This is a genomic window from Cupriavidus sp. GW821-FHT02F09, from assembly GCF_059421605.1.
The window spans coordinates 90,743-116,507 of the sequence record NZ_JBWKVH010000002.1; the positions used below are offsets into that span (position 1 = coordinate 90,743).

The 25,765-nt window shown below is 67.5% G+C and carries 25 protein-coding genes; 7 read left to right on the forward strand and 18 right to left on the reverse strand.

Features of this window, described 5'->3' with window-relative positions:
- Positions 1-4: 4 nt before the first annotated feature.
- The 3 genes from AC07XB_RS03170 to AC07XB_RS03180 form a co-directional block, all read right to left on the reverse strand.
- Complete coding sequence (locus AC07XB_RS03170; protein ID WP_492372504.1) at positions 5-910, reverse strand: transporter; 906 nt, start codon at positions 908-910, stop codon at positions 5-7.
- An 85-nt stretch (positions 911-995) separates the two neighbouring features.
- Entirely contained in the window at positions 996-2,414 is a 1,419-nt protein-coding gene (locus AC07XB_RS03175; RefSeq protein ID WP_492808504.1) for an aldehyde dehydrogenase family protein, read from the reverse strand.
- Positions 2,415-2,713: 299 nt separating this feature from the next.
- Positions 2,714-4,615 (reverse strand): sigma-54-dependent Fis family transcriptional regulator, encoded by a 1,902-nt coding sequence (locus AC07XB_RS03180; RefSeq protein ID WP_492826282.1) that lies wholly within the window; start codon positions 4,613-4,615, stop codon positions 2,714-2,716.
- Positions 4,616-5,027: 412 nt separating this feature from the next.
- Between AC07XB_RS03180 and AC07XB_RS03185 the strand changes: the two genes are divergently transcribed.
- Positions 5,028-5,234 (forward strand): DUF6494 family protein, encoded by a 207-nt coding sequence (locus tag AC07XB_RS03185; RefSeq protein WP_416048726.1) that lies wholly within the window; start codon positions 5,028-5,030, stop codon positions 5,232-5,234.
- 150 nt (positions 5,235-5,384) lie between these two features.
- Here the strand turns inward: AC07XB_RS03185 and AC07XB_RS03190 are convergent, their stop codons facing one another.
- Positions 5,385-6,278 carry a substrate-binding periplasmic protein gene (locus AC07XB_RS03190; protein WP_492826284.1) on the reverse strand — a complete coding sequence of 298 codons (894 nt, stop codon included), beginning with the start codon at positions 6,276-6,278 and terminating at the stop codon, positions 5,385-5,387.
- A gap of 87 nt (positions 6,279-6,365) precedes the next feature.
- Positions 6,366-6,845, reverse strand: coding sequence for a cytochrome c-550 PedF (gene pedF, locus AC07XB_RS03195; protein WP_492372500.1), 480 nt, complete (start codon positions 6,843-6,845; stop codon positions 6,366-6,368).
- 268 nt (positions 6,846-7,113) lie between these two features.
- Here pedF and AC07XB_RS03200 point away from each other — a divergent pair, with 268 nt between their 5' ends.
- Complete coding sequence (locus AC07XB_RS03200; RefSeq protein ID WP_492372499.1) at positions 7,114-9,153, forward strand: sigma-54-dependent Fis family transcriptional regulator; 2,040 nt, start codon at positions 7,114-7,116, stop codon at positions 9,151-9,153.
- Positions 9,154-9,181: 28 nt separating this feature from the next.
- Here the strand turns inward: AC07XB_RS03200 and AC07XB_RS03205 are convergent, their stop codons facing one another.
- Positions 9,182-10,117: an MBL fold metallo-hydrolase gene (locus tag AC07XB_RS03205; protein ID WP_492826286.1), complete on the reverse strand. Its 936-nt coding sequence runs from the start codon at positions 10,115-10,117 to the stop codon at positions 9,182-9,184.
- 23 nt (positions 10,118-10,140) lie between these two features.
- Positions 10,141-11,070, reverse strand: coding sequence for an alpha/beta fold hydrolase (locus AC07XB_RS03210; protein WP_492826288.1), 930 nt, complete (start codon positions 11,068-11,070; stop codon positions 10,141-10,143).
- 86 nt (positions 11,071-11,156) lie between these two features.
- Between AC07XB_RS03210 and pqqA the strand changes: the two genes are divergently transcribed.
- From pqqA to pqqE, 5 genes are all read left to right on the forward strand, one after another.
- A complete protein-coding gene (gene pqqA, locus AC07XB_RS03215; RefSeq protein ID WP_006161450.1) occupies positions 11,157-11,231 on the forward strand; it encodes a pyrroloquinoline quinone precursor peptide PqqA in 75 nt (24 codons plus the stop codon).
- Positions 11,232-11,343: 112 nt separating this feature from the next.
- Positions 11,344-12,261 (forward strand): pyrroloquinoline quinone biosynthesis protein PqqB, encoded by a 918-nt coding sequence (pqqB, locus tag AC07XB_RS03220; protein ID WP_492826290.1) that lies wholly within the window; start codon positions 11,344-11,346, stop codon positions 12,259-12,261.
- A complete protein-coding gene (gene pqqC / locus AC07XB_RS03225) occupies positions 12,258-12,950 on the forward strand; it encodes a pyrroloquinoline-quinone synthase PqqC (RefSeq protein ID WP_492826292.1) in 693 nt (230 codons plus the stop codon). The genes pqqB and pqqC overlap by 4 nt, the downstream gene beginning before the upstream one ends.
- Entirely contained in the window at positions 12,947-13,219 is a 273-nt protein-coding gene (pqqD, locus tag AC07XB_RS03230) for a pyrroloquinoline quinone biosynthesis peptide chaperone PqqD (protein ID WP_035862268.1), read from the forward strand. The genes pqqC and pqqD overlap by 4 nt, the downstream gene beginning before the upstream one ends.
- Positions 13,191-14,396, forward strand: a complete 1,206-nt coding sequence (pqqE, locus tag AC07XB_RS03235) for a pyrroloquinoline quinone biosynthesis protein PqqE (RefSeq protein ID WP_492826294.1) — start codon at positions 13,191-13,193, stop codon at positions 14,394-14,396. Before pqqD ends, pqqE begins: the two co-directional genes overlap by 29 nt.
- Before the next feature lie 142 nt (positions 14,397-14,538).
- Here pqqE and AC07XB_RS03240 read toward each other — a convergent pair whose 3' ends face one another.
- From AC07XB_RS03240 to AC07XB_RS03290, 11 genes are all read right to left on the reverse strand, one after another.
- Positions 14,539-14,832 (reverse strand): c-type cytochrome, encoded by a 294-nt coding sequence (locus AC07XB_RS03240; RefSeq protein ID WP_492372530.1) that lies wholly within the window; start codon positions 14,830-14,832, stop codon positions 14,539-14,541.
- 158 nt (positions 14,833-14,990) lie between these two features.
- Positions 14,991-16,733 carry a PQQ-dependent methanol/ethanol family dehydrogenase gene (locus tag AC07XB_RS03245; protein WP_492826296.1) on the reverse strand — a complete coding sequence of 581 codons (1,743 nt, stop codon included), beginning with the start codon at positions 16,731-16,733 and terminating at the stop codon, positions 14,991-14,993.
- A 192-nt stretch (positions 16,734-16,925) separates the two neighbouring features.
- The gene (locus AC07XB_RS03250) at positions 16,926-17,858 is read right to left on the reverse strand and encodes a quinoprotein relay system zinc metallohydrolase 1 (protein ID WP_492826298.1); all 933 of its coding nucleotides are present in this window, start codon (positions 17,856-17,858) and stop codon (positions 16,926-16,928) included.
- Positions 17,855-18,619, reverse strand: a complete 765-nt coding sequence (locus tag AC07XB_RS03255; RefSeq protein WP_492372491.1) for a quinoprotein dehydrogenase-associated SoxYZ-like carrier — start codon at positions 18,617-18,619, stop codon at positions 17,855-17,857. Before AC07XB_RS03255 ends, AC07XB_RS03250 begins: the two co-directional genes overlap by 4 nt.
- Positions 18,616-19,440 (reverse strand): ABC transporter permease, encoded by an 825-nt coding sequence (locus tag AC07XB_RS03260; protein WP_492826300.1) that lies wholly within the window; start codon positions 19,438-19,440, stop codon positions 18,616-18,618. The genes AC07XB_RS03255 and AC07XB_RS03260 overlap by 4 nt, the downstream gene beginning before the upstream one ends.
- An 18-nt stretch (positions 19,441-19,458) precedes the next feature.
- Complete coding sequence (locus AC07XB_RS03265) at positions 19,459-20,640, reverse strand: ABC transporter substrate-binding protein (RefSeq protein ID WP_492372489.1); 1,182 nt, start codon at positions 20,638-20,640, stop codon at positions 19,459-19,461.
- Positions 20,633-21,643 carry a PQQ-dependent catabolism-associated beta-propeller protein gene (locus AC07XB_RS03270; protein ID WP_492372488.1) on the reverse strand — a complete coding sequence of 337 codons (1,011 nt, stop codon included), beginning with the start codon at positions 21,641-21,643 and terminating at the stop codon, positions 20,633-20,635. The genes AC07XB_RS03265 and AC07XB_RS03270 overlap by 8 nt, the downstream gene beginning before the upstream one ends.
- A complete protein-coding gene (locus AC07XB_RS03275) occupies positions 21,640-22,428 on the reverse strand; it encodes an ABC transporter ATP-binding protein (RefSeq protein WP_492826303.1) in 789 nt (262 codons plus the stop codon). The genes AC07XB_RS03270 and AC07XB_RS03275 overlap by 4 nt, the downstream gene beginning before the upstream one ends.
- Positions 22,428-23,423 (reverse strand): tripartite tricarboxylate transporter substrate binding protein, encoded by a 996-nt coding sequence (locus AC07XB_RS03280; RefSeq protein ID WP_492826503.1) that lies wholly within the window; start codon positions 23,421-23,423, stop codon positions 22,428-22,430. Before AC07XB_RS03280 ends, AC07XB_RS03275 begins: the two co-directional genes overlap by 1 nt.
- Positions 23,424-23,651: 228 nt before the next feature.
- Positions 23,652-24,275 (reverse strand): response regulator, encoded by a 624-nt coding sequence (locus tag AC07XB_RS03285; protein WP_492372485.1) that lies wholly within the window; start codon positions 24,273-24,275, stop codon positions 23,652-23,654.
- Positions 24,272-25,696 carry a histidine kinase gene (locus AC07XB_RS03290; RefSeq protein ID WP_492826305.1) on the reverse strand — a complete coding sequence of 475 codons (1,425 nt, stop codon included), beginning with the start codon at positions 25,694-25,696 and terminating at the stop codon, positions 24,272-24,274. Before AC07XB_RS03290 ends, AC07XB_RS03285 begins: the two co-directional genes overlap by 4 nt.
- Positions 25,697-25,765 lie beyond the last annotated feature (69 nt).

Below are 25,765 nucleotides of genomic sequence, written 5' to 3' on the forward strand. Positions count from 1 at the left end.
CCGGTCAAAATACTTTGAGCACGCGAAGATTGAAACGGCTGCCTTCCATCGGCCCGTTGCGCACCGAGATGTCCTGCCCATAGGTGCCCAGCACCTGTACGGTCGGCGTCGGGAACCACGCCATCCCCAGTGAAAACTTGGAACTATTGGTGTTGTCGTTGCGGGAGACGCCGTTCACCTTGCTTTCGCCGCCGGCCGTGTAGGACAGCCCGCCGCGGATGTCGAAGGTGTCGGTGACGTTGTAGCGCAGCCAGCCCTGGCCCTGGAACAGCGGGGCTTGCTTCAGGGTGGCCGAGGCCGCGCCAAACTTGTTGTTGTCGCCATAGAAGGTCACGTCGGCGATCAGGTCGAGGGTGAACTTGCCGACCAGGGGCGTGATGTAGCCCGCCTGCAAGGCAAACTTCCAGCGGTTCTCGCCAAGGTTGAGTGCCCGTTCCTTGTCGTAGCTGCCAACCGGCACGTAGAGGAACGGCGTCATGCCGAAGTACCGCTTCTGCTGCGGCTGGTTGACCAGCCATACGGTCGCGGCCAGGATCGGATCGCCCATGCCGCCACTGCTGCCGAGCCCGCTCAGCTGGTCGCGCCCGCGCAGGTTGCCGAACGGCAGCAGGATCTGCGGGTCGACGGTAAAACCGGCGATGTCCATGAAATGCACATAGCGCGCGATGCCGATATCCGAGTTCAGGTTGCCGCCGGCCACCTGCCTGCCGCTGGCGTAGACCTTGTCACGCTCCGCGTGCTGGTAGTAAAGCATGCCCAGGTTGGTGCCCGCCGGCAGCGCGGTATAGTCGCCGGCGTCCACGTCGATGGCGTGCGCGGGCGCTGCCGCCAGCAGCAGGGCCGCGATGACGCTGCCATGGCGCAGGGCCGAACGCGTCCTCCGGCGCATGGCCGGTCCTTGTTGTTGCATGTCTCCTCCATTTTTTGTTGTGCGCCCATGCCGCGGCACAGCCAGAGGGCCGTGCCGGGTCTGACGGGCAGGATGCCGCAGGCGCTCAGGCTGCCTGCTGGCGCGCGATATTGATCACGCTCAGTTGCGCATATTCGGCCAGGCCCTCGGCGGCGAACTCCACGCCCACGCCGGACTCCTTGGCGCCCACCAGGGGGATGTGCGGGCCGAAATGCAGGTGATGGTTGACCCACGCAGTGCCCACGTCGAGCCGCTGCGCCACGGCATAGGCACGCGCCTGGTCGGACGACCAGACCGAGCCGCCCAGGCCGTAGGGCGAGCCGTTTACGCGCGCCACGGCATCGTCCAGGTCTTCGTACCTGAGCACCGGCAGGATCGGCGCGAACTGTTCCTCGGCGACCAGCGCATTGGTGTCGGGCAGGTCGCGCACGATGGTGGGCGCGATGAAGTAGCCGTCGCCCTTGAGCGCGGCGCCGCCGGCCAGCACCTTGCCGTCGCGCCGGGCCGCGGCCAGGAAGCGGCCGGCCTTGTCGAACTGCATAGCGTTCTGCAACGGCCCGAGGGTCACGCCGGGCTCGGCGCCGTTGCCAACCACGGCCTGCCTGGCCAGTTCGGCCAGCGCATCGCAAAGCGCGTCATGGATGGAGGCATGCACGTACAGGCGCTTGAGCGCCAGGCATACCTGCCCGCAGTTGTAGAAGGCGCTGCCGAAGATCCTGGGCGCGATTTGCGCCACGTTGGCGTCGTCGAGCACGATCGCACCGTCGTTGCCGCCAAGCTCCAGCGTGATGCGCTTGAGGCGGGGCCCGGCGCTTTCCATCACTTTCTTGCCCGTCGCGGTGGAGCCGGTAAACGAGACCTTGGCCACGTCGGGATGCGACGTCAGCAGGCCGCCCAGATCGTTGAGATCGGTGATCACGTTGAGCACGCCTGCTGGGAAGATGCCGTTGGCGATGGCGCCGAGCTGCAGCGAAGCCAGCGGCGTGGTCGGCGCGGGCTTGAGCACCACGGTATTGCCCATCAGCAGCGCGGGCGCGATCTTGTAGGCGGCGATCAGCACCGGGAAATTCCACGCGGCAATGGCGGCGACCACGCCCAGCGGCTTGTGATGGACTTCGATGCGATGGGTCGCATCGTCCTGCACCACCGATACCGGCAGCTCCATGCCGGCGATATGGCGCACGAACGCCAGCGCGAACTGCAGCTCCTGGCGTGCCTCGGCCAGCGGCTTGCCCTGCTCCAGCACCAGCGACGCGGCAAGGTCTTCCGCGTTGGCCGCCATTTCGTCAGCGAAGCGCAGCAGCAAGGCCCGGCGCGCTGGCAGGCCGAGCGCCGCCCAGGCCGGCTGGGCCGCCTTGGCCGCCGCCACCGCCGCGTGCGCATCGCGCTCGGTCGCGCGGGATACCGTATTGAACACCTTGCCCGTGGCGGGATTGATCACGTCCAGCAGGGCCCCGCCCTCGACCAGCTTGCCGCCGATCACCAGTGCTGCATTGCTTGGCATATTGTCTGTCTCCTTTGTCTGTGCAGGCAGCGCTCATGCGCTCGTACTGCTAATTGCAAAGGCCGTGCCCAGCACACCGTGTGCGCGCTCGCCTGCCGCCGAATCCACGCCATCCCGCGCGTTGCGGCCGTTCCCCAAGCCGGATGGGCCCAGGTGTGCGTGCAAGCGGCGCCGTATTGCTGTCTCAAACTGCGCCGGTGTCTCGACACAACTGAGACATGCAGGGAAAAGAAAAAGCCCCCGATAACCGCGCACGCGATCATTGGGGGCCCTGAGAGAGGATGCTAGTCCGGCTGCGATCAGCCGGGGTTGTGGCGCGCCAGCTTGCGATACAGGGTGGCGCGCGAGATGCCCAGCGCGCGCGCAGCCTGCGAGCGATTGCCACTGAGCTGAGCCAGGGTCCTGTGGATCAGCTCGTTCTGCACATCCGCCATGACGGTGGAGTGGCCAAGGGCTGGCCGCGCCTCCAGCGCCGGTGTGCCGGCCGCCGCCGCCACCCAGCAGTCGTCGAAATGCTCGCGCCGCACGATTTCGCTATCGCCGGACAAGGCAATGGCTGCGCGCAGCACCTGGTGGAGTTCGCGCACATTGCCGGGCCAGTGGTGCGACACGACCAGGGCCATGGCATCGGCGTCGAGCCGCTTGGACCGCCCGCGCGCGAGCGACTGCAGCACGGACGCCACCAGCTCGGGCATGTCCGTGCGCTCGCGCAGGGCAGGCATGCGCACCGACATGCCATTCAGGCGGTAGAACAAGTCCTCCCGGAAGGTGCCCTCGCGCACCAGGTCGGGAAGATGGCGGTGGGTCGCGCAGATCACGGAGATATCGACCGGCACCGGCTTGCTGCTGCCGATCCGGGTCAGGCTGCGCTCCTGCAGCACGCTCAGCAGCCGGGTCTGCAGCGCCAGCGGCATATCGCCGATCTCATCGAGGAAGAGCGTGCCATGATTTGCCTGTTCTATCTTGCCCGCGCTGCCGCCCTTGCGGCTGCCGGTAAATGCACCGTCGGCATAGCCGAACAGTTCGGCTTCGGCCAGGCTTTCGGGAATCGCCGAGCAGTTGAGCGAGACGAAGGCTTCGCCCGGCCGGCTGGCCTCGTGCAGGGCGCGCGCCAGCATGCTCTTGCCGGTACCGGTCTCGCCCAGCACGATCACCGGCACCTGCTCGCGGATCACGGTCACGGCCTTCTCGACGGTGCGGGACAGCGCCGCATCGGCAATCACGCATGACCCGTTGTCGGCCGGCTTGGCGCCATCGCTGCCATGCTGCTGACGCCCGCGCCTGGGCGCCGTTGGCTGGTCAAGCGAAACAAAGAAGCGCTCGCCGCCGAGCGCGCTCAGCGATCCATGGCTGGATACCACCGTGCCATGCAGACCGCTGGCGAAGACCTGGCGCAACTCAGTACCGGCACCGCCAGCGCCGCGCAGTTTCAGCATCTGCCGCGCGGCACGGTTGGCGGCCACAATCACGTCATCGCCCGAGATCGCGACAATGCCCTCGGCCGGCGTGTGCAGCATGCGATGGTCATGATGCAGATGCAGGATGCGGCAGCCATGCAGCCTGGCGTACAGCCGGTTCTCGATCGACATGGCGGCCGACTGCACGAGGCTGAGCGCGTAGCTGGGCAGGTCCACGCCGAAACCGGTGATGTCGATCACGCCGATCAGCTGGTCGTGGCAGTCGTAGATCGGCGCCGCCGCGCATACCACGTCGACAAGCTCATTGAGATAATGCTCGCCGCGCCGAATCTCCACCGCCCCGCCGCCTTCGATCAGCACGCAGGCCGGCGCGTTGGTGCCGAGCGAACTCTCGCATACGCGCTTGCCGCCCCGGAGCACGGCCGCGGCAGCCGGGCCAATCCCGGCACGGGCGCCCGCGTTGGAGCTGACGATCATGCCGTCGGCGTTGGTGCAGAACACGAGCCAGTGCTGCGCGGGAAACGCGCGCGCCAGAATCTCCATGTCCTCGCCGGAGGCCTCGATCAGCACCCGATGTTCATCTTCGATCCACTGCAGCTGCGTGCGCGAGACAGCAGTGCTGAACAGCGCCTGATCCTCGGGCCGCATGCCAGCGTTAGAGGCGCGTTGCCAGCTCCTGGCAATCAGGTCGGATACGGTCCCGGGAGGAATGCGCTTCCCGTCGAAAAAATTCCGTCTCGCAAGCTGCACGTCTGTTGCCGGGCCAATCGATGCATGCCTCATTCAGTCGTCTCCGTACGGTCTTGTTCTGATGGCGCTAACTGCCGCTGCTGCCGCGGCGGGGGGCGCGCGCTGGAGAGGAACTGTAAGTGAGGCACCCCCCGTTTTCAAGCGCATGACGGTGCGGAACATGGTTTTCACCTAGCGCGCAAGCACGAGGCCGGCTCCCCGCCCACGAAACGAGCGGCACACCGTCTCAATTTGAGACAGTGCCGGCCAATGCGGGCCAATTTTGCCAGGAACACTACAGGTATGGCCGGCACCACTAGACCCGCTTTGCCAGCCGCCGTTGCGCCAGGCAGTCGCCATTTTTGACGTGGCCTCCTGGTTGGCCACGCAGGCCGGATCCACTTCAGGCAGCAAAAATGCATCCCAGCGCCTAGTCTTTCCTTGTGGCAGCAGCCAGGAGAGCGCAATGAACGAAGAAACCTTCAACCTCAGCATCCGCAAGTTCCTCAAAGTCGTCGGCGTGAGCTCGCAGCGGGAAATCGAGCTGGCGGTGTCCAAGGCGATCGCCGCCGGCACCATCACCGGAACCGAACGCTTCCCGGTCGTGGTCACGCTGGAACTGGCCGCCTTGCAGGTCAAGGTCCAGTTCGACGGCGAGATTCAGCTCGAGTGAAGTCGCTTGCCAATGCACTGGCGCCACCATCAGTTGGATGATCCCGCTCGACGGGCGAAGCCCATGCGTTGATGTCGATGGCCGTTGAGTGAGCGAACTGCGATCCACCATGCAGATCGCGGTCAATGCCGATACTACGGCTGGAGAACCTCACGGCGTTTGCAGCGACACCCCGTACTGCGCGAAGATCTGCTGCAGCTCGCCGCTGCGGCGGATCGCGTCCAGCGCGTTCTGCAGTGACTCGGCGAGTTCGCTCTCGTGCGCCTTGACCGCCATGCCAATGGCCCAGCCGCGCGCCGGCAGCAGCGGCGAGGCAACGTCCACCGCGGCGAAACGCGCGGCGGACTGGCCGGCCGCCTTGAGCGCGCTTTCGTATTGCGAGCGCGTGACCATTGCCGCGGCAATCTCGCCGGCAAACAGCGCGCGCAGCGTTTCGTCTGGCCCGGCATAGATCTTCACCTTGTCGCGCAGCGCGCCCTGCGCTCCGGACAACAGGGCATTGGCACCGGCGGAGCCCGCTTCCGCGCCGGTAGGCTGCCCGGCCAGATCCTCTAGCTGGCGGACCTCGGGGACGCGCTCACGGTCGTGTACCAGCACGAACATCTCGCGGTGATAGGGCGCAAAGATCAGCGCCTTGTCGTTCGCGCGCATGAACGCACGGTCCACCGGCACATGCAGCATCACATCCGCCGGGCCATAGCCCAGGTAATGGCCACGCCAGACCATGTTGCGCAGGTCGTCGGACATGTTCTCGTCAGCGTCAAACGGCAGCAGCGACACCGCCAGCCCCATCTGCTTGCTCAGGGCCTTCGCCAGCGCCACGTCGATGCCCGGCAACGGGTTGCCCGCCGCCGTGGAGAATGGCGGCAGGCTCTTATAGACGGCCACCTTCAAGGTCCCGCTCTGGCGGATCTTGGCCATATCGGCCAGCGACGGCTGGGCGCAGGCGAGCGCGGCAACCGCCAGCAGTGCGCCGGCCAGGCGACGGGGGCCAGCCGGGACTGGCATGGAGGGAGCGAGGCCGCGGAAAGAGCTGGCGCGCATGGGAGGTCTCCTGTTTTTTTGATCTTTGTGGTTGTGAATCCGGGGGTACGGGAATCCGGGCAAGCGCGGGCAGCCCCCCTCCTCCCCTTACTCGTGGCGCGATTCGAGGTAAGTCTTGATGGACCAGACGGCTTCCTGGCTCAGCACCCCGTCGAACGGCGGCATGTAGACCCGGCCGTCGCGCGTACGCCCCTTGCGCACGGTGGCGGTGAAGTATTGCGAGACCTCGCCCATGCATTCCTGCTTCTTCTTCGCGTTGGCCAGCGCCGTGCAATCGCCATCGAGCTTGCGCAGATCCGGCGCGATGCCGCCGGACACCGCTTCCAGCCCATGGCAGCGCGCGCAGTTCTGGTTGTAGGCCGAGGAGCCGATACGCAGTGCTTCCTGCTGCGCATCGCCGGTCCTGTATGGATTATCCGGACGCCATTCTTCACCGAGTTGCGGTAGTGTCTTGGTGTCCACAGCTTGCGGCGTGACGTCGCCATGAGCCGATGCGGCTTGGGGTAGCGCTGCGGCCAGGAGCGTGCAGATGGCAATCAGGGCAAGTGTGCGGCGTGGTGTTTTCATCAGTGTCACCTCCAGTTCCAGTTGTTGAACTCGTTTTGAAGGTGACTTCCGCAAAAGCCATACCAAGCGCAAAGTGGGCCAAAAACCGGGCCGGGCCCCGGCAAATGGTTAGCGTGTGACACAGCAGGCCAACACCAGTGCCCTGGAATGCAACACCCTGGCAAGCGTTTTGCTTCATGACGCAACACTTCCGGGCCATGTCGATCACGCCAGGACCCGGAACGACCCGCGCACAGATCGCGGGCGACTTCCACAGGAGACAGAAAAAATGACATTCCAAGCGGCCGCTGGCCCGCATGTGCCCGGCGTCTCGCCGGCGGTAACGGGCAACCCGGCGGAGGGCGACCGGCCCGGCCTGATCGCCCAGGCCCACCAGCGCTCCGAATCCTATGGCTTGCGGCCCTATGAATCGCCGGACTTCTGCCCGGTGCTCCAGAACGAGCTGAAAACCCAGATAGAGCGCAGCCAGTCGCTGTTTACCTACGCGCTGCCGGTCATGGAGACACTCTATGACCAGATCGTCAACACGCAGAGCATGGTGATCCTGACGGACGCTGCCGGCCTGATCCTGCACTCGCTGGGCGATGACGATTTCCTGGCCAAGGCCAGCAAGGTGGCCTTGCAGCCCGGCGCCCTGTGGTCCGAGGAAAGCCGGGGCACCAACGCCATCGGCACCGCGCTGGCCGAGAACAAGGCCACGCTGGTCCACGGCGCGGAGCATTTCCTGGAGGCCAACCGCTTCCTCACGTGCTCGTGCATGCCCATCCTCGATGCCTACGGCAAGACGGTCGGCGCGCTCGACGTGACGGGTGACCAGCGCGGGTTCCACAAGCACACCATGGCGCTGGTGCGGATGTCGGCGCAAATGATCGAGAACCAGCTGTTCGCCAATGCCTTCCAGGACATGGTGTGTGTCCGGTTCCACTCGCGCGCGGAGTTTATCGGCACCCTGGTCGAGGGCATCGCCTCCTTTACGCCGGGCGGACGCTTCCTGTCGGCCAACCGCAGCGCGCAGTTCCAGCTTGGGATGTCGGTCGGCGCCTTGCACGCGCACACCTTCTCCTCGCTGTTCGGCCTGTCGCTGTCGCAGTTGTTCGACGCCGAGCGCAAGGTCCAGGGGGGGGTCGTGCACTTGCCGCTGCCAAGCGGCGTCAAGGTCAGCGCACGCATCGAGTGGAAAGCGCCCGCCGCTTCCGTTCCGGCGGTGGCCATCGACCGTGGCAGCGCGCAGGCCCAATGCAGGCCTGAAGCCACCTCCCTGCCCCACCGTGCTGCCACGCAGCCAACCCAGCCCGGGCTGGACGACCTGGACACCGGCGACGCCCAGATCCAAGGTGTCATCACCAAGCTGCGCAAGGTGATCGGCAAGGATATTCCTATCATGGTGTTGGGGGAAACCGGCACCGGCAAGGAACTGCTGGCCCGCGCCATCCACGCCGACAGCCCGCGCCATGCCGGGCCCTTCATCGCGGTCAACTGCGCCTCGATACCCGAGACGCTGATCGAATCCGAACTGTTCGGCTACGAGGAAGGCGCCTTCACCGGCGCCCGCAAGAAGGGCGGCATCGGCAAGATGCTGCTGGCCAATGGCGGCACCCTCTTCCTCGATGAAATCGGCGATATGCCCTTGCACCTGCAGGCGCGCATGCTGCGAGCGCTGCAGGAGCGCGCGGTCACGCCGCTGGGCAGCAGCAAGGTGATCCACGTCGACGTGTCCGTGATCTGCGCCACCAATCGCAATATGCGGGAACAGGTCGCCAATGGCTTGTTCCGGGAAGACCTTTACTACCGCCTGAACGGCCTCGTGGTACGGCTGCCGGCATTGCGCGAGCGCAGCGACCTCGATGTGGTGGCCAACAAGCTGTTGCGCGAGGGCCAGGCCAGCGGGGGACCGCGCATCAAGGATGCGGTCATGGCAATGTTCCGCAGCTATCACTGGCCGGGTAATATCCGCCAGCTTGGCAACCTGCTGCGCACCGCGCGGCTGATGGCCGAAGGCGAGCCGGAGATCACCGAGGACCACCTGCCCGACGATTTCCTGGAAGACCGGCTGGCGCGCCAGGCCACCCACCCCACGCACGACGCCACGGTGGCGGCAGACGCCGCACCGGACGGCGAGCGCGCCGCGGGGGCAGCGCCCCGCGCCCAGCCCACCCGCCTGTCCGACGTCGAGGTGCTGACCATCGCCGCCGCGGTCAAGGCGCACCACGGCAATATTTCCGCGGCGGCCAAGGCGCTCGGCATCTCGCGCAATACGGTCTACCGGAAGCTGGACGAGGCCAACGCGCTGCCGCAGCAGGATGGCTGAGACGGCAGCCGTGCGCGCCGGCTGGCGCTCAGGCCAGCGGCTCGCCGTTCATCCACAGGTCTTCCAGTTCGCGCCAGGCGTGCTGCACATTCAAGGGATGGCGCGAAGCGAAATAGCGCCAATGGCGGTACGGCTCGGCGGCGGCAGGGCTGAGCACGCGCGCCGCATCGCCCCCTGCTTGCAGTGCGGCGGCAACACCGCCGGCCAACGCGTCCAGGTAAGCCAGCGTGGGCGCCAGCGTTTGCACAGGCGTGCCCGGCGCGGTGCCCACCACGATATCGGCGGGTAGCGCGGACACGGCGCGCAGCGCGCGCCGCCAGCCTTGCAGGGAAGCCTCCTGCATCTCCGGAACGCGCTCGCGGTAGGCCAGGCTGCCCACGCATAACAGCCGCCGCCGCGGCGCATACAGCACAGTATCCGAAGCGCTATGCGCCCCCGCGTGGACCTGCACCTCCCATGCGGTGGCGCCGGTCTGCAGGCGCGCGCCATGGCGCAAGCCGGGTTCAGGCAACACGATCTGCGTGCCACGCATCGCCGCTGGCCCCAGTTGCGCGGCCAGCCGGGCCAGGCACGCCTCGCAGCGCTGCCGCATCAGGCCAGCGGTGGCGGCAGAGGCCAGGAATGCGGGGCGCGGCCGCAAGCGTGCGAACGCCGCGTTGGCCAGCACGTTCTCGGGATGCGCATGGGTATTGACCACCCAGCGCACCGGCTCGGGCGTCACGGCCCGGATCGCCGCCAGCAGCCCGTTCCCCCAGGCCAGATGCGGGCCCGGGTCGACCACCAGCACCCCAGCTCCGGTCACATGGACCAGGGTCGGCACCACCTCTGCGGCATTGGCCCGCGCTACCTCGGCATTGGCCGCGCTGGCTACATACACACCAGGCTGCAACCTCACCAGCACCACGCGGCCAAATGCCGCGGCCGGCCCGGCGCCGCCGAGCGCCATCGCCAGCAGGCCGCCCATGAATCCGCGCCGGGTGGGATCCGTCACCGCTGCCGGCCCGCCGCGCGAATGGCGGCCCGCAGGGCCTCGGCCATGGCACCGACAGGCAAGTGTCCGCCAGGCACCCAGACCAGCCGCGCCTGGGGCATGACCGCCTGCAAACGCACGGCGTTGGCCGGCCGGCAGACCGCATCGGCACGGCCATGCAGCAACGTCACCGGCACGTCCCGCGCGCCGATCTGCGCCGCTGCCTTCAGCAGCGCCGGCTTGCCCAGCCCGGCGCGGCGGCGCAGGTAATGCGCCTGGACCCGGTATTTGTCCACCGTCGCCATGCGCTCGCGCCACGGCTGGCGCACCAGCTGCGTCCGGCCAAGACCCAGCATCCGCCGTTCGGCGCGCTGCCACTGTCCGGCAGTGTCCAGTTTTTGAACAGTCGTACCACTTTGCAACACTCGCGACACAGTGAGCAGGCGGGCCCGGGCATCGGACGACCGCTCGCCCCTTGCCATGACGCGCCGCAACATTGCGCCGCCGCGCGGAGAAAAAAGCCGATGGATATCGTCGCGGCCAGTCAGGAAAGCGCCCCGCAGGACCAGGGCCGCCACCGCGTCGGGATAGCGCGCGGCATAGGCCAGCGCCAGCGCTGCACCCCAGGATCCGCCCACCACGCTCCAGCGCTGGACGCCAAGCGCTCGGCGCAACTGCTCCAGGTCTGCCAGCAGCGCGCCCGCCGTATTCCGGCGCAGCGTCCCGGCGGGCCGCGAACGGCCCGCGCCACGCTGGTCAGGCATCACCACGCGGTGCCGCAACGGATCGAACCACGCCACCATCGACGGGCTGCAGCCGCTGCCCGGCCCGCCGTGAAGCACCAGCCAAGGATCACCCGTGGCCGGGCCAGCCTGTCGCACATGCATGCGATGGCCATCCCGCATACAGAGGAAAGAACAGTGGGACGGCGGCGGCGCTGCGGGCATGGATGTTGCCTCGGAAAGAACGCGGCGATCTCCGCCGCAAGACAACACAATGCATTCACTAACTATGCCACCCCTGAGGAGGAGACATGAACTGGACCACCCCCGCCTACAAAGAACTACGCCTGGGTTTCGAGATCACGATGTACATCGCCAACCGCTGAGCCTCTTTGCCTGAACGCGCCAACCTGGCAAGGCCCGCTCCCCGCGGGCCTTTTTTCTCGCTGGCGGGCTTTTTGCTCTTCGACTCTGTCACGAACCCTATCGATACGCGCCATGACAATACTCCGGGTCCTGGGATCGGCCGCAGGCGGTGGCTTTCCCCAGTGGAACTGCAACTGCCGCCAATGCGATGGCGTACGCAACGGCACGCTGCGCGCCACGCCACGCACGCAGTCGTCGATCGCCTTGAGCGACGCAGGGCAGGACTGGGTGCTGGTCAACGCCTCCCCTGACATCCTCGAGCAGCTGCGCCAGGCGCCAGCGCTGCAGCCGGCGCGCCAGCCGCGCGACACTGGCATTGCCGGGGTGGTGCTGATGGATGCGCAGATCGATCACGTGACCGGCCTCTTGATGTTGCGCGAGCATCGGCAAGCGCTGCCGGTCTACGCCACCGCGGCGGTCCTGCAGGATCTCGGCACAGCGTTCCCGCTGACACGCATGCTGTCGCACTACTGCGGGCTGGACACGCACACGCTGGCCCTGGACGACGCGCCCTTCACGGTGCCACCGCTCCATGGCGTGATGCTCACGGCGGTGCCGCTGGAGAGCAAGGCGCCGCCCTATTCCCCCAACCGCAACGCGCCGCAGCGTGGCGACAATATCGGGCTGCGCATTGTCGATGCCGCCACCGGCCGGCGCGCCTTCTATGCGCCCGGGCTGGGCCGCATCGAGCCGCGCGTGCTCGACGAACTGCAGCGCGCCGACGTGGTGCTGGTGGACGGCACCTGCTGGCGCGACGATGAGATGCAGCAGCTTGGCTTCTCCGCCAAGACCGCCGCGGACATGGGGCATCTCGCGCTGTCCGGCCCGGGCGGCATGATCGAGACGCTCGACCGCCTGCCCGCGGCGCGCAAGATCCTGATCCACATCAACAACACCAACCCGATCCTGGTGGACGACTCGCCGCAGCGCGGCCTGCTGGCGGACCACGGCATCGAGGTGGCCTACGACGGCATGGAAATCTCGCTATGACACAAGCCACGGCCTGGAGCCCCGCCGAATTCGAAGCGCGCCTGCGCGCGAAAGAGACGGGCTATCACATCCACCACCCGTTCAACCTGCGCATGGCGGCCGGGCAATGCACGCCGGCGCAGATTCGCGCGTGGGTGGCCAACCGCTTCTACTACCAGACCAGCATCCCGCTCAAGGACGCTGCCGTGCTCTCCAACTGCCCCGACCGCGCCACGCGCCGCGAGTGGGTTGTGCGCATCCTGGACCATGACGGCACAGACACCCAGGAAGGTGGCATCGAAGCCTGGCTGCGGCTGGGCCAGGCGGTGGGACTCACGCGGGATGCGCTGTGGTCGCACCGGCACGTGCTGCCCGGCGTGCGCTTCGCCGTCGACGCCTATGTGAACTTCGCGCGGCGCGCGCCCTGGCAGGAGGCCGTGTGCTCCTCGCTGACCGAGATGTTCGCCCCGGAAATCCACAAGGAGCGCCTGGCCGGCTGGCCCGGGCACTATCCGTGGATCGAAGCGCAAGGCCTGGATTATTTCCGCTCGCGCATTCCGCTTGCGCAGCGCGACGTCGATCACGGCCTGCGCGTGACGCTTGGCTACTTCCGCACGCCGGAGCAGCAGCAGCGCGCGCTGGACATCCTGCAATTCAAGCTCGACATCCTGTGGTCGATGCTCGACGCCATCCAACTCGCCCACCCATGACCCCGACCGAAGCCGACCTGACCAAGCCGACGCTGCACCGCACCTTTCGCCTGCAGTGGGAAGACGCCCAGCAGAGCTGGATCCTGCTGTATCCGGAAGGCATGGTCACGCTCAACGACAGCGCGGCTGCCATCCTGCAGCGCTGCGACGGCAGCCACACTCTCGACATGCTGATCGACGACCTGCAGTCCGCCTTCGGCGTGCAGGGCATCGCACCGGAGGTACACGCCTTTGTCAAACATGCCATCGAACGCGGCTGGCTGGTCTGAGCCGCCAGCAGCCATGGCGCCGCCGGGGCCGCCGGGGCCGCCGCTATGGCTGCTGGCGGAACTGACCTACCGCTGCCCGCTCCATTGCGCCTTCTGCTCAAACCCGGTGGACTATGCCCGGCATGATGCCGAGCTCGACACCGCCCAGTGGCGCGACGTCTTCACCCAAGCGCGCGCACTGGGCGCCGTGCAACTGGGCCTGTCGGGCGGCGAACCCCTGCTGCGCAAAGACCTGGAAACACTGGTCGAACATGCCCACGGGCTGGGCTTTTACACCAACCTCATCACCTCCGGCATCGGCCTCACGGATGCGCGGCTGGCCGCCTTGCGCGTCGCCGGGCTTGACCATATCCAGCTATCGTTCCAGGACTCCACGCGCGAACTCAACGATTTTCTCTCCAGCACCCGTACCTTCAACCTGAAGCAACGCGTGGCCCGCCTGATCAAGGCGCACGGCTATCCGATGGTGATGAACTGCGTGCTGCACCGGCATAACCTGCCCCATGTCGGCGCCATCATCGAGATGGCGCTGGAGATGGGCGCCGAATACCTGGAACTGGCCAACACCCAATATTACGGATGGGCCTGGGAGAACCGGCAGGCGTTGATGCCCACGCATGAGCAGCTGCGCGAAGCCGAAGCGGTCGTGAATGCATACCGCGCACGCATCGGCAACCGGTGCAAGATCCTGTTCGTGGTGCCCGATTACTTCGAGCAACGGCCCAAGAAATGCATGAACGGGTGGGGCACCACCTTCCTTGGCGTGGCGCCCGACGGCGTCGCGCTGCCCTGCCACGCGGCCCGCATGCTGCCCGGGCTCGACCTGCCGAACGTCACCACGCAATCGCTGCGTGAAATATGGCGCAACAGCGACGCCTTCCAGCGTTTTCGCGGCACGCACTGGCTGCCGGAGCCTTGCCGCTCCTGCGACTCGCAGGCGCAAGACCATGGCGGGTGCCGCTGCCAGGCGTTCCTGTTGACCGGCGATGCCGCCGCCACGGATCCGGTGTGCGATCGGTCGGGAGACCATGGGAAGGTCATGGAGATCGTGCTACAGGGCAGGCTGGCCGAGGCACAGGCGCGCGGCCGGGAGCACGGGATGGTCTTCCGCAGCGATGGGAATTCGCTCAGGCTAAGCAGCGAAGCGGACTGCGCTGGCAGTGAAAGAGGTAAATAGAAAATCGAGAACAGAAAAATCAAAGACGTTTCACACCGTGCCTGGGCAGCCATGCGGGCCGATGTGAAACGTCCTTGCGAATCCTTCCTTCGTCTCCGGTTTTTATCCGACCGTCAGGTCTGACACCGGTCTCCTCCAATGCTCATCCGATACTCAGAACCCACTCTGCCAGCTTCCTGGCATCCGTCTCACTGAGCTGATCGTGTGGCGGCATGGGAATCCGTCCCCAAACGCCTTTCCCGCCCTCACGGATCTTTTTCGCGAGCCGCTCGGGTGCTTCCCCGTCGCCCTTGTACTTGCCCGCTACCTCGGCAAAGCCTGGCCCGACTACCTTGGTCTTCATGCTGTGACAAGAAAAGCAGCCGCTCTTGTCGGCCAGCGCCTGCATATCGGGCGCCGCTTCGACCCGGGTGGCACACAGCACCATCGCCACCATCGCGACCGTGGCCGTGGCCGTCAACGGCAGGAATCCTTTCGCCTTCTGCATATCTACGTCCCAATGCTCTGATCATCGACCCGCCCTTGCGCGTGCCGGCGCCGGTGTGCGATGCCGGCACGCGCAGGGCAGCTACGCTACATGGTGTCCGGCAACATTCAGCTCTTGTGCAGCTTGAACACCCACACCGATCCGCCCTGCTCCAGGAAATTCACGCGCTTGGCGACTTCCCCGCCCCACAGCGGCACGGCGCCGCCCCAGCCCGACACCACCGCCACATACTGCTCGCCGCCCTCCTCCCAGGTAACCGGAGGCGCCACCACGCCGCTGCCCGTCTGGAACTTCCACAGTTCCTTGCCGGTCTTGGCATCCGCGGCCTTCAGGTAGCCCTCCGGCGTGCCCCAGAACACCAGCCCGCCGGCAGTGGTCATCACCCCGCCCCACAGCGGCGCGTAGTTCTTGACTTCCCACTCGATCTTGCCGGTCTTGGGGTTGATCGCGCGCAGCGAGCCGATGTAGTCCTCGTTGAGCGGATGGATGGTGAAGCCGGCGCCGAGGAAGGCGGCGCCCTTCTTGTAGCCCACGGGTTCGTTCCAGATATCCATGCCCCATTCATTGGCTGGCACATAGAACAGGCCGGTCTGCGGGCTGTAGGCCATCGGCTGCTGGTTCTTGCCCCCGAGGAAGCCCGGCGCGGCGAACACGGACTGGCCCTTCTTCGGATCGCTGCCCGCCGCCGGGTCGCCCGGCCGGCTTTCCGCGACCATGTTGGGTCGTCCGGTCTTAAGGTCGATGCTGCTGGCCCAGGTGATCTTCTTGACGAAGGGAAAGGCGTTCACCAGCTTGCCGCTGGTGGCGTCGTTGACGTAGAAGAAGCCGTTGCGGTCGGCCTTGCCGCCCAGGCGCTTGCCGTCCTGGTCGAAGGTCACGAACTCGTTGACGCCGTCAAAGTCCCAGCCATCGTTCGGGGTGTTCTGGTAGTGCCAGACAATCTTGCCGGTGGCGGGGTCGAGGGCAACGGTCGAGGCCGAATACAGGTTGTCGCCCTTGCGCATGTGGCTGTTCCACGGCCCCGGGTTGCCGGTGCCGAAGTAGGCAAGGCCGGTCTGCGGATCGTAGGTGCCGCCAAGCCAGGTGGCCGCGCCGCCGGTCTTCCAGGTCTCGCCGGGCCAGCTGGCGTTCTGGGTGCCGGTCACACCGTTCTCGGTCTTGTTGCCGTCCTTGTCATACTTGTAGCCCATATGGCCTTCCACCACTGGCCTGGACCACACCATCTGCCCGGTCTTGGCGTCGCGTGCCTCGACCCGTCCCACCACGCCGAACTCGCCGCCCGAGACGCCGGTCAGCACCATGCCTTTGACGATCAGGGGGGCCGCCGTGTAGGAGTATCCGGCGGCATAGTCTTCGATCTTCTCCTTCCACACCACCTTGCCGGTCTTCTGGTCCAGCGCCACCAGTTGCGCATCGAGCGTGCCGAAGATCACCAGGTTGTCGTACAGGGCCGCGCCACGGTTGACCACGTCGCAGCAGGGCATGATGCCCTCGGGCAGGCGGTGCTCATATTTCCACAGCTTGGCGCCTGTCTTCAGGTCGAGCGCGTAGATGCGGGAATAGGAGGCGGTCACGAACATCTTGCCGTCGTGGATCAACGGCTGCGCTTCCTGCCCGCGCTGCTTCTCGCCGCCGAAAGAGAACGACCAGGCCGGCACCAGCTGGCTGATGTTCTTGGTGTTGATGCGGTTCAGCGTGGAAAAGCGCTGGCCTTGCGGGCCCATCCCCCACGACAGCACGTCGCCCGGCGACTTCGCGTCGTTCTCGATCATGGCATCGGTCACCGCGGCCTGCGCCACCAGGCTCGCGGTTGTCGCCGCGAGCACCATCATCACGCGTAACGTCCTCATTGTCTGCTCCTCTCTCTTGTTGTCGATCTTCGCCGGTGTGCCACGCACACCAGACAGACTCTTGGCAATTCCCATGCCAATGGAAAACACCCGCATCCGGGCCCGCGGCAGCCTGCCAATGCCTGGATGGCGTACCAGCGCGGAACACTCCGCTGCCGTTGTTGCGGAATTGAACAGCACACCTGCCCTGACTCAGCGTCCCAACGCGGCGTCCTCATACGCCGGGTAGAGGTGCGTCACATTGCGCAGGTACTCCGCCGGCATGGCGCCCCAGCGTGCATATGCGTGCGGCACCGGCATGGCGATCACCTCGGCCAAGTCGCGCCCCTGGGCTGCCGCCTGGGTCATGCGGGTATCCAGCCACTGCAGGTAGCCGCGTGTCTGCGCGACGGCATCCGCGCTGCCGAGCGCCGGTCCGTGGCTGGGGATCAGCAGCCGCGCGCCGCTGTCGCGCAGCAGCACCTGCAATTGGTCCAGGCTGGCCAGCCAGCGCTTGAGATCCGCGTGGGGTGTGGTCGGCACGCGCTCGCGAAACGCCACGCCGCCCGCGAACACAATGCCGGCGCTGCGGTCCACGATCACCAGGTCGTCGGCGGTGTGGCCGTCCATCCGGATCAGATCGAAGGTGTGCCTGCCGATCGTGCGCCGGCCCGGGGTCAGCACGTGGCGCGGCGGCGCCGGTTCGGTGTCGCGCATCCAGTTGCCGCACAGGCGATAGAGGTTGTCGGCATAGGCAGGCCCTTCGCGCCGGGCGCCGTCGATGGTGCCGGCCAGCGCGCTGCCGCCCACGTCGACATAGGCCTGGTTGCCGAAGAAGTAGTCCGGATGCAGGTTCAGATTGAGCACCAGCCGTACCGGCGCCGCCGTGACCGAAGCAATGGCACGGCGCTGCTGCTCGCCATATTGGCGCGACGGCCCGGTATTGATCACCACCACGCCATCACCCGTGTCGATAAAGGCGGTGTTGATGATGTTGCAGCCGTTGTCCGGCGCGAAATCCGCATTCGCCCCTTCCAGCAGCCACACGTCGGCGGCGACCTGGCGTGGCGCCAGGCGATAGTCCCCTGCCTGCGCCAGCGCCGCCTGCGCTGCCAGCCATAGCAGGATGCCGAGCACGCGCTTCATGGCGTCACCTGCGCCGCGAACCGGTTGCCGTTGTTATCGCGCCCGGTCACCGTCATGCCGCGCTCGCTGGCCCCGCGCAGGTCGAAGGAGAAGATCGGGTTTTCAGCGACCGGTTCGTATAGCGTCAGCCGCAGCATCGCTTCCCGCGTGGCGTCGAGCAGGTTTAGCGACTCCACATGGAAGGCGGGGATACCGGCCACCAGCCCGGTGTCCATCGGGTGCATCACACGTAGCCGCACCCGGCCACCGGCGCCGCCGAGGCCGGGGAACACGCGCGATTCGACCCGGTTCAGCGTGGTGCTCCATGAGCCGTCGCGGCGTGTAGCGCCCGGCACCGTGCAGCCGCCGCCGCTGGCATCCACCATCACCCCGCCCACATGCCACACGCCGTCCGGCGTGCGGGCCGCCACGCGCACCGGCGAGGCCTGCTCCAGCTTGAAGCGGAACGACAGCGAGGGGCGCACCTTGAGCGGCTCGAACTCCAGCACCTTGCGGATCGGGTTGCGGTCCACCACCACCACGATGCGATCCACCTCGCCGAGCGCCGATGCATCGAAGGCGATCGGCACCCGCATCGGATCTTCGGCAAAGGCCGGCCCGGTGACCTTGACGCGGCTGTCGAACATGAACGGTGCCTGCTGCAGCGCTTCCTTGTGCACCAGCGGCCATTGCGGCGACTGCAACGGATCGCGGCTCTCCAATGCCCACGCGCCCGCTGCGGCCAAGGCCAGGCAAGCCGCCAGCGGCACGGCATGCCTCATGCCGCCCCCCCGGCCTGGCGCACGCGGCGCACCATCCCGCGCTGCGGGTCGTAGCCGAGCAGCGCCAAGGCGAAAAACACTGCCGTGCAACCGGCCACCACCGCGAGGCTGACTGGCGCGGCCTGCCCGTACAAGGCGAAGCGGATCGCTTCCACGGCATGGGTGAAGGGATTGAAGCGCGCGAGCTGGTAGACCACGGTGGCGCCGGACTCCTCCAGCTTCCAGAGCGGATACAGCGCCGAGCTGATGAAGAACATCGGGAAGATCACGAAATTCATGGTGCCGGCGAAGTTCTCCAGTTGCCGCACGTGCACCGACAGCAGCAAACCCAACGCCCCCAGCATCAGCGCGGCCAGCACCATCACCGCCAGCGCGCCGGGCAGGCATGCCGGCGCGAAGGTCACGTCGAAGGCCATGGCGACAAGCAAGAAGGCGATCATCTGCAGCAAGGAAAGCAAGGTGCCGGCGGCCAGCTTGCAGGCCAGCAGCCAGGCCCTGGGCAGCGGCGCGGTCAGCAGCAAGCGCATCACGCCCATCTCGCGGTCGTACACCATCGCCAGCGAGGACTGCATGCCGTTGAACAGCGCGATCATGCCAAGCAGGCCGGGCGTGACAAAGACCTTGTATTCGACATAGGTGTCATAGGGCGGCACGATGGCAACGCCGAGCGCGTTCTGGAAGCCGGCCGCGAAGACCAGCAGCCACAGCAGCGGCCGCACGAGGGACGAGAACAACCGTCCAGGCTGCCGGAAAAACTTGTGCAATTCGCGCCCGGCCACCGCGCGCAAGGCGCGCCAGGCGTGGATCAGGGTGGTAGTCATGGCTCGGGCGTCGCCTCCTTACTTGCCTGGCCGGCACGCGGTGTCGGCGGCGTCGGCGCCCAGCGTGTCGAGATTGTTCTTCGGATGCAGCACGCCCTCCACCGGGGCCACGCCGACCACGCCGTCGGGATGCGCCAGCAGGACCGGCTGGCGCAGCTGGCGGTCCCAGCGCCGGAAGGACAGCGGCGGCCCCTTGAAGCCATCCACCACCACCGCTTCGGTGACCAGGGCCTCGGCTTGCCCGGCAAAGCCGCCCTTGGGCTGCCGCGCCACGCTTTCGGCGATCGCCTTCACAGCCACCCATGCGGCCCAGTCGTATCCGGTCATGGGACGGCCCGTTGCCTTGATAAAACGCCGGTTCAACTGCGGCCCGCCGTTGCGCTCCCAGGCCCAGTGCCAGGCCTGAGCGGTCAGGCCGCTGGCACCCACCACCGGGCGCGGCAACTGGGTGGCGTAGGGCACGCTGCGTGCGAACTCGCCGTCGGCATCGGCCACCACCACCACGTCGTAGTCCACGCCGGTGGTCAGCAGGCTGAGATTGCCCAGCTCGCGCTCGCGCGGATCGTTCGACAGCTTGAACGCGCGCTGCGCCGACCACGTAATGCCAAAGCGGCGGGCTGCCTGCGTGAGCACGGCGCGCTGCGCCGCGTCTTGCGGCGACGGCCCGCTCAGCAACAGCGCACGGCGCCACTTTCGCAGTGCCAGGTATTGCATCAGCGCATCCGCCTGCATGCGCTGGCTGGGCAGCGTGTGGAGCAGGTGCGCAGCGCAGCCGGCGCCGCGCAGTTCATCGTCGGCGGCGGAAACGTTGAACAGCAGCGCTTCGCCGGGCTTGACCGCGCGCGCCGCCAGCCTGACCGCCGGAGCCGGCAGGTCGAGCAGGATAAAGCGCGTGCCCTGGCGCGCCAGCGCGGCTACCATCGGCCCCACCTCGGCTTCGCTGCCGGCTTCCTGCGCATCGAGCCGCAAGACCTGCCCGGCGGCTTCCAGCGCAAAGCGCGATTCCGCCGCTGCCACGCGCGCGCCGTCCACGGGACGGCCTTGCTGCTGGCCGGGATAGCGTTGCTCCATCCGCCTGGGCGCATAGCGCGCATCGTCGGCCATGGAAACCACGGCCACCCGTACGTCAGCCGCGTGCGCGGTGGCCGCCAGCCACGCGAACACGGCCAGCCAGCGCAGCCCGGTCGCCGGGCTAGTCATCGATCGCCACCGAATGCGGCACCCTGCCCGCCTTGAGCGTGGTCACGGCCTTGCGGCTTGCGGTGTCGACCACGCTGACGTCATCCGACAGCCCGTTGGCCACGTAGAGCAAGGCGTTATCGCGTGTCAGCGCCAGGCCCCAGGCGCGGCGGCCCACCAGCATGTAGTCCAGCACCCGGCGCGAAGCCACATCGACCACGGCCACGTGATTGGCGCGGCCCAGCCCGATATAGGCGCGCTTGCCATCGCTGCTGGCGACCAGCCCGACCGGGGTCACGTCCTCGGCCCGGAAGCCCTTTGGCGTGAAGGCGATGGTCTGCACCACTTCCAGCGTATCGGTGCGGATCACGCTGACGCTGGCGGCCAGTTCGTTGGTCACCCACAGCTCCTTGCCGTCCATGGCCAGCAGCAGGCGGCGCGGGCGGTTGCCGACCTGGATATTCCTGATCAGCTTGCGCGATGCCACGTCGATCACATGGACCAGATTGGCCACTTCCGAGGTGACGTACACCCGCTTGCCATCCGCGCTGGCCTTCACGCCCTCGGGCTCTTCACCCACCTTGATGGCAAACACCTTCTTGCCGGATGCGATGTCGTAGGCCGACAGCAATCCGTCCTCCTCGTTGGAGACGTAGAGCGTGCGGCCGTCGGGACTGAGGTCGAACAGTTCCGGATCGTCGCCGACCGGCAGCGAGGCCACGGTCTTGCGGCTCGCCACGTCGACCACGTCCACCCGGTTATCGTCGCTGCAGGCCACGTAAAGGCGCCGCCGGTCCGGCGACAGCTGCAGGTGGCGCGGGCGCTTGCATTGCCGCCAGACGGCGATCAGTTGCCTGCTGGCGGCGCTATAGGCGGCCACGGCATCGTCTTTTTCGCTGGAGACGAAGACCTGCCCGGTGGCATTGCGGCTTTCGGCGGCACCGGCCACGCCGGCGGCAATCAGCAGCAGCATGGCGGCCACGGTGGCGCAGGCGATAAAGCCAAGGGTGGGCGGCTTGTTCATGCGGGGATGCGCTCGGTGGCTCGCTCGGTGGCACGGACAGGCGATGCGGGGAAGGTAGTCAGGGCCAGGAAGGCCTGCTCCAGGCTGTCGCGCTCGGCTGCGCCGCGCAGCGCGGCCGGGGTGCCATCGAAGCGCACCGCGCCGCGATGCAACACGATCACGCGATCCGCCTGCTCCACCTCCTGCACCAGGTGCGTGGCCCACAGCACGCCGGCTTGCGCCCGCGCGGCAAGCCGGCGCGCATCGGCAACGAGCTGCGCGCGCGAGGCCGGATCGAGCCCGACAGTGGGCTCGTCCATCAGCAGCACGGCAGGCTCGTGCAACAGCGCGCGCGCCAGCTCCACCTTGCGCCGGTTGCCGCCCGAGAGCTCGCGCACGGCCGCCCCGGCCCGCTCGGCCAGGCCGAAATCCTCCAGCAGCCGGGCAATCCGCCCGGCGGCAACGCGGCGCGGCAGCCCGTGCAGGCCAGCATGGAAATGCAGGTTGGACAGCACCGACAAGTCCAGGTCGATGGCCGGCTGCTGGAACACGATGCCGAGCCGGGCCAGCGCGCGCACCGGGTGGCGCCGCATATCCATCCCCATGACCGTGACCCGCCCCGCGTCGGCCACGAACAAGCCGCTGAGGATCTGGAACAGCGTGGTCTTGCCTGCGCCGTTGGGGCCCAGCAGCGCAACGAATTCGCCGCGCCGCACGTCGAGCGAAACGCCGTCCAGCGCATGCTGGTTGCCAAAGCGCTTGCGCACGGCCTCACAGCGCAGCGCCAGCTGGGATTCCGGGGCCATCACAGGTGCTCCTTCGGCAGCGCCGTGCCCACCCTCTCGGCAAAGCGCCGCTCAACGTCCCAGGCGCGCTGCAGGTAGGCTTCGTACCGGGCGGTGTTCAGGTAGGTCAGTTCCTGGTCGTACCTGGCCAGCTCGGCCACGTGGCGAGGCTGGTACATGGCGATGCGGAACGCGTCGTGCAGGCGGCTGACGATCAGCGGGTCGGTTCCGCGCGGCACGCCGATGCCATAGGGCGAGTTGTGGATCGCGTGGTCGAAGCCCAGCTCGCTGACGGTCGGCACCTCGGGCCAGCGCGCCGAGCGCTGCGCGCTGAACACGGCCAGCAGGCGCATCCGAGCGCTGTCCACGAAGGGCGCGAAGCCGGTCGAGTTCACGCCCGCCATCAGCGAGCCATTGGCCACCGCCAGCATCTGGTCCGCGGTGCCGCGGTAAGGCACGTGCACATAGCGCACGCCGCTGCGCCCGAGCACATCCTCCATGGCGAGGTGCGCGGTGGTGCCGATGCCGGTGGAACCCACCGTCAGCGCCCCGGGATGGGCACGGCCCCAGGCAATCAGGTCATCCAGCGTGTGGAAGGGGCTGTCCGCGGGCACCACGATGCCGAACGTGTAGCCGGAGATCATCAGCACCGGCTGGATGTCGCGCAGCGGCTGCCATGCGGTTTTCTGCTGATGCGGGAAGCGATAGACCGTCAGCGGCAACTGGCCGATGGTGTAGCCATCCGGCCGCGCGGCGGCAAGCGCGCCGCCCACCAGCGTGCCGCCGGCGCCCGGTTTGTTCTCTACCACGATGGGCTGGCCGAGCTCGCGCCCGGCCAGCTCCGCCAGCACACGCATCGAGATATCGGTGGCACCGCCCGCCGGCCATGGCACGATCAACGTGATCGGGCGCACCGGAAAGCGTTGCGCGTCCTCCGCCGGCGCGGCCAGCGCATTGGCCAGCCCATGGGACAACCCCAGGCAGAGCAGCAGCGCGAAAGCAAGGCGACGAAGCATGGCGTGGCAGGAGGTGGAAGTGTTCATGCCGGTTAGAGGAGCAAGGCCGATACCATCTGCGGTGCAGCATGAGCGCTGTGCGCCGCCAGGCCTTCTCCCGCATCGTCCTGGAGGGCACCTGCCAATCAAGCAGGGACGCGCGTTGTGCAGTGCGCTGGCGAGCGTTGTACCGCCACGGAACACGGCTTGCGCGCGCGGGGCAGCGCTGTCCCGTTTTGACACAGAGGCTCAGCCGAAGCCGTGCTCCACCGCATAGCGATGCATTTCGACCCGGTTGGCCAGGCCCATCTTCTTGCGGATCAGCGTCTGGTAGTTCGCCACCGTCTTGGTGCTGAGGTAGAGCTGCGCGGCCACTTCCTCGATCGCCGTGCCGCGCGCAAACAGGCGGAACAGGTCGAACTCGCGCGGCGACAAGGCCAGGTGGGGCGGCAGCTGACTGCCGGCATCGACCAGGCCAGCGACATCGTCGGACAGCGCCTGCCGCCCGTTGGCCACCTTGCGCACCGCATCCACCAAGGCCTCCGGCGCGCTGCTCTTGGTCAGGTAGCCGGCGGCGCCGGCCCGCATGGCCTGGCTAACGATGGCGGCGCTGTCGTGCATGCTGAACACCAGGATCCGCAATGCGGGCACCCGCGCGCCCAGCCGCTGCAGCACTTCCATGCCGCCGCGTCCGGGCATCGACAAGTCCAGGATCAGCACGTCGGCGGGATGCTGCGCCAGCCAGGCGTAGGCGGCATCGCTATCGCCGAACTCGGCCACGACGCGCACCCCTTCCTCGAGTTCGAGCAAGCGCCGGTATCCGGTGCGCACTACCGCGTGATCATCGGCAAGGACGACGTCGATCGTTTTCATTCGCTCTGGCTCCCATGCGGTTGAACCGGTTGAACCGGCTTGGCACAGGCCTGCGGCACCAGCGGAAAGCTCGCACTCAGGCGGCAGCCGGGTGTGGCGAGGGCCGCAGCGCAGGCAGGTTCGATGTGCAGCGTGCCGAGATGGGCCCATGCACGCTCCTGCATGCCCCGCAGGCCATGACTGCGCTGCAGGGCCGCGGCGACGTCGGCAATGCCCTGGCCGTCGTCCTCCACGCTCCAGCGCACCGCTTGCCCGGCGGCCGTGGCAGCAATGCGGATCGCCACGCGGCGTGCGCCGGCATGGCGCATCACGTTGGTCAGTGCTTCCTGCGTCATGCGGTACAGCGTCAGGATCAGGTCCGGGCCCGGCGCCACGCCGCCAAGCGCCACCGCATAGTCCACCTGCACCTGCTGGCCCGGCTGGTCGCGCCAGGCCTGCACCAGGTCCTGCAGCAGACGCTCCACCGAAGCCAGCCGGCCGTCGGGCTGCACGCCGTGCGGCCGCAGCCGGTGCAGCAGATGGCGTACCTCGTGCTGGATCCTGGCGCAATGCCCGGCCAGGTCGTTGGCAACGAGTTGCAGCACGGGCTCATGGACGCTCTTGCGCACCAGGTAGGCCGCATCGGCGCGCATCGCAGTGAGCACCTGGCCGAACTCGTCGTGCAGTTCTCGCGCCAGGCGCGCGCGCTCGCTTTCCTGGGCGGTCAGCAGCTTGCGGCTCAACGCGCGGCGCTCTGCCTGGGTTTCGTCCAGCGTGCCGGCCAGGTGGTTGAGCGCGCGGCGGAGCTGGTCCATCTCGCGCGTGCGCATGGGCGGCAGGCGGGCACTGTAGTCCTTGTCTTCGTAGCCCCGGATAGCCGCCAGGATCTGTTGCAGGGGCGCGAGGGCCCGTCCCAGGGCCCAGTGGATGCCAAGCAGTAGCAGCGCGCCATAGACCGCCAGCACGGCGAGGTTGGCGGCCATGTCGCCGCTGGCTTCCCGGATTTCGCTCTGCGGATTCCAGCGCAAGGCGGCGCGGTAGGTGGCGCCGTCGCGGGTGTGGATCTGCCAGCTGCTTTCCAGCCGCGCCGCATCGGCACCCAAACCCGGAAGCGCAAGCAGGCCGCCCAAGGGGGAGCTATCCCGTGGCTGCGGCGCGCTCACCAGCACCTGGCCCGTTGCATCCTCCAGATGCAGCCACAAATGGCGCATTTGCGCCGATGCGTTGATGGTGCGCAGGGCGGCAAGATGCGCCTCGCGTTCGGCCGGCGCCGCCGTCTGCAAGGCCGACAGGCGCGGAATCAGCTGCGCCATGGCGTGCGCGCCACGCCGCTCGTCGTCGATGGCGCGCACCGCGAGCCATAGCGCCACCACCAGCGCGCAGCACAGGCAGGCCGCGCAGATCCAGATGGCGCGGCTTAACAGATAGCGAGACATCGTCATGGCAATGACGCCCCCGGGAGGTTGCAGTGGACGGTAGAGATGGCCTGCGGATCGGGAGGTTTTCCCGAA

What these genes read in the sequence shown, in the direction of transcription:
- AC07XB_RS03170 (WP_492372504.1), bottom strand. Translation starts at nt 910, where the DNA reads ATGCAACAACAAGGACCGGCCATGCGCCGGAGGACGCGTTCGGCCCTG.
- AC07XB_RS03175 (WP_492808504.1), bottom strand. Translation starts at nt 2,414, where the DNA reads ATGCCAAGCAATGCAGCACTGGTGATCGGCGGCAAGCTGGTCGAGGGC.
- AC07XB_RS03180 (WP_492826282.1), bottom strand. Translation starts at nt 4,615, where the DNA reads ATGAGGCATGCATCGATTGGCCCGGCAACAGACGTGCAGCTTGCGAGA.
- AC07XB_RS03185 (WP_416048726.1), top strand. Translation starts at nt 5,028, where the DNA reads ATGAACGAAGAAACCTTCAACCTCAGCATCCGCAAGTTCCTCAAAGTC.
- AC07XB_RS03190 (WP_492826284.1), bottom strand. Translation starts at nt 6,278, where the DNA reads ATGCGCGCCAGCTCTTTCCGCGGCCTCGCTCCCTCCATGCCAGTCCCG.
- pedF (WP_492372500.1), bottom strand. Translation starts at nt 6,845, where the DNA reads ATGAAAACACCACGCCGCACACTTGCCCTGATTGCCATCTGCACGCTC.
- AC07XB_RS03200 (WP_492372499.1), top strand. Translation starts at nt 7,114, where the DNA reads ATGACATTCCAAGCGGCCGCTGGCCCGCATGTGCCCGGCGTCTCGCCG.
- AC07XB_RS03205 (WP_492826286.1), bottom strand. Translation starts at nt 10,117, where the DNA reads ATGGGCGGCCTGCTGGCGATGGCGCTCGGCGGCGCCGGGCCGGCCGCG.
- AC07XB_RS03210 (WP_492826288.1), bottom strand. Translation starts at nt 11,070, where the DNA reads ATGCCCGCAGCGCCGCCGCCGTCCCACTGTTCTTTCCTCTGTATGCGG.
- pqqB (WP_492826290.1), top strand. Translation starts at nt 11,344, where the DNA reads ATGACAATACTCCGGGTCCTGGGATCGGCCGCAGGCGGTGGCTTTCCC.
- pqqC (WP_492826292.1), top strand. Translation starts at nt 12,258, where the DNA reads ATGACACAAGCCACGGCCTGGAGCCCCGCCGAATTCGAAGCGCGCCTG.
- pqqD (WP_035862268.1), top strand. Translation starts at nt 12,947, where the DNA reads ATGACCCCGACCGAAGCCGACCTGACCAAGCCGACGCTGCACCGCACC.
- pqqE (WP_492826294.1), top strand. Translation starts at nt 13,191, where the DNA reads ATGCCATCGAACGCGGCTGGCTGGTCTGAGCCGCCAGCAGCCATGGCG.
- AC07XB_RS03240 (WP_492372530.1), bottom strand. Translation starts at nt 14,832, where the DNA reads ATGGTGGCGATGGTGCTGTGTGCCACCCGGGTCGAAGCGGCGCCCGAT.
- AC07XB_RS03245 (WP_492826296.1), bottom strand. Translation starts at nt 16,733, where the DNA reads ATGAGGACGTTACGCGTGATGATGGTGCTCGCGGCGACAACCGCGAGC.
- AC07XB_RS03250 (WP_492826298.1), bottom strand. Translation starts at nt 17,858, where the DNA reads ATGAAGCGCGTGCTCGGCATCCTGCTATGGCTGGCAGCGCAGGCGGCG.
- AC07XB_RS03255 (WP_492372491.1), bottom strand. Translation starts at nt 18,619, where the DNA reads ATGAGGCATGCCGTGCCGCTGGCGGCTTGCCTGGCCTTGGCCGCAGCG.
- AC07XB_RS03260 (WP_492826300.1), bottom strand. Translation starts at nt 19,440, where the DNA reads ATGACTACCACCCTGATCCACGCCTGGCGCGCCTTGCGCGCGGTGGCC.
- AC07XB_RS03265 (WP_492372489.1), bottom strand. Translation starts at nt 20,640, where the DNA reads ATGACTAGCCCGGCGACCGGGCTGCGCTGGCTGGCCGTGTTCGCGTGG.
- AC07XB_RS03270 (WP_492372488.1), bottom strand. Translation starts at nt 21,643, where the DNA reads ATGAACAAGCCGCCCACCCTTGGCTTTATCGCCTGCGCCACCGTGGCC.
- AC07XB_RS03275 (WP_492826303.1), bottom strand. Translation starts at nt 22,428, where the DNA reads ATGGCCCCGGAATCCCAGCTGGCGCTGCGCTGTGAGGCCGTGCGCAAG.
- AC07XB_RS03280 (WP_492826503.1), bottom strand. Translation starts at nt 23,423, where the DNA reads ATGCTTCGTCGCCTTGCTTTCGCGCTGCTGCTCTGCCTGGGGTTGTCC.
- AC07XB_RS03285 (WP_492372485.1), bottom strand. Translation starts at nt 24,275, where the DNA reads ATGAAAACGATCGACGTCGTCCTTGCCGATGATCACGCGGTAGTGCGC.
- AC07XB_RS03290 (WP_492826305.1), bottom strand. Translation starts at nt 25,696, where the DNA reads ATGACGATGTCTCGCTATCTGTTAAGCCGCGCCATCTGGATCTGCGCG.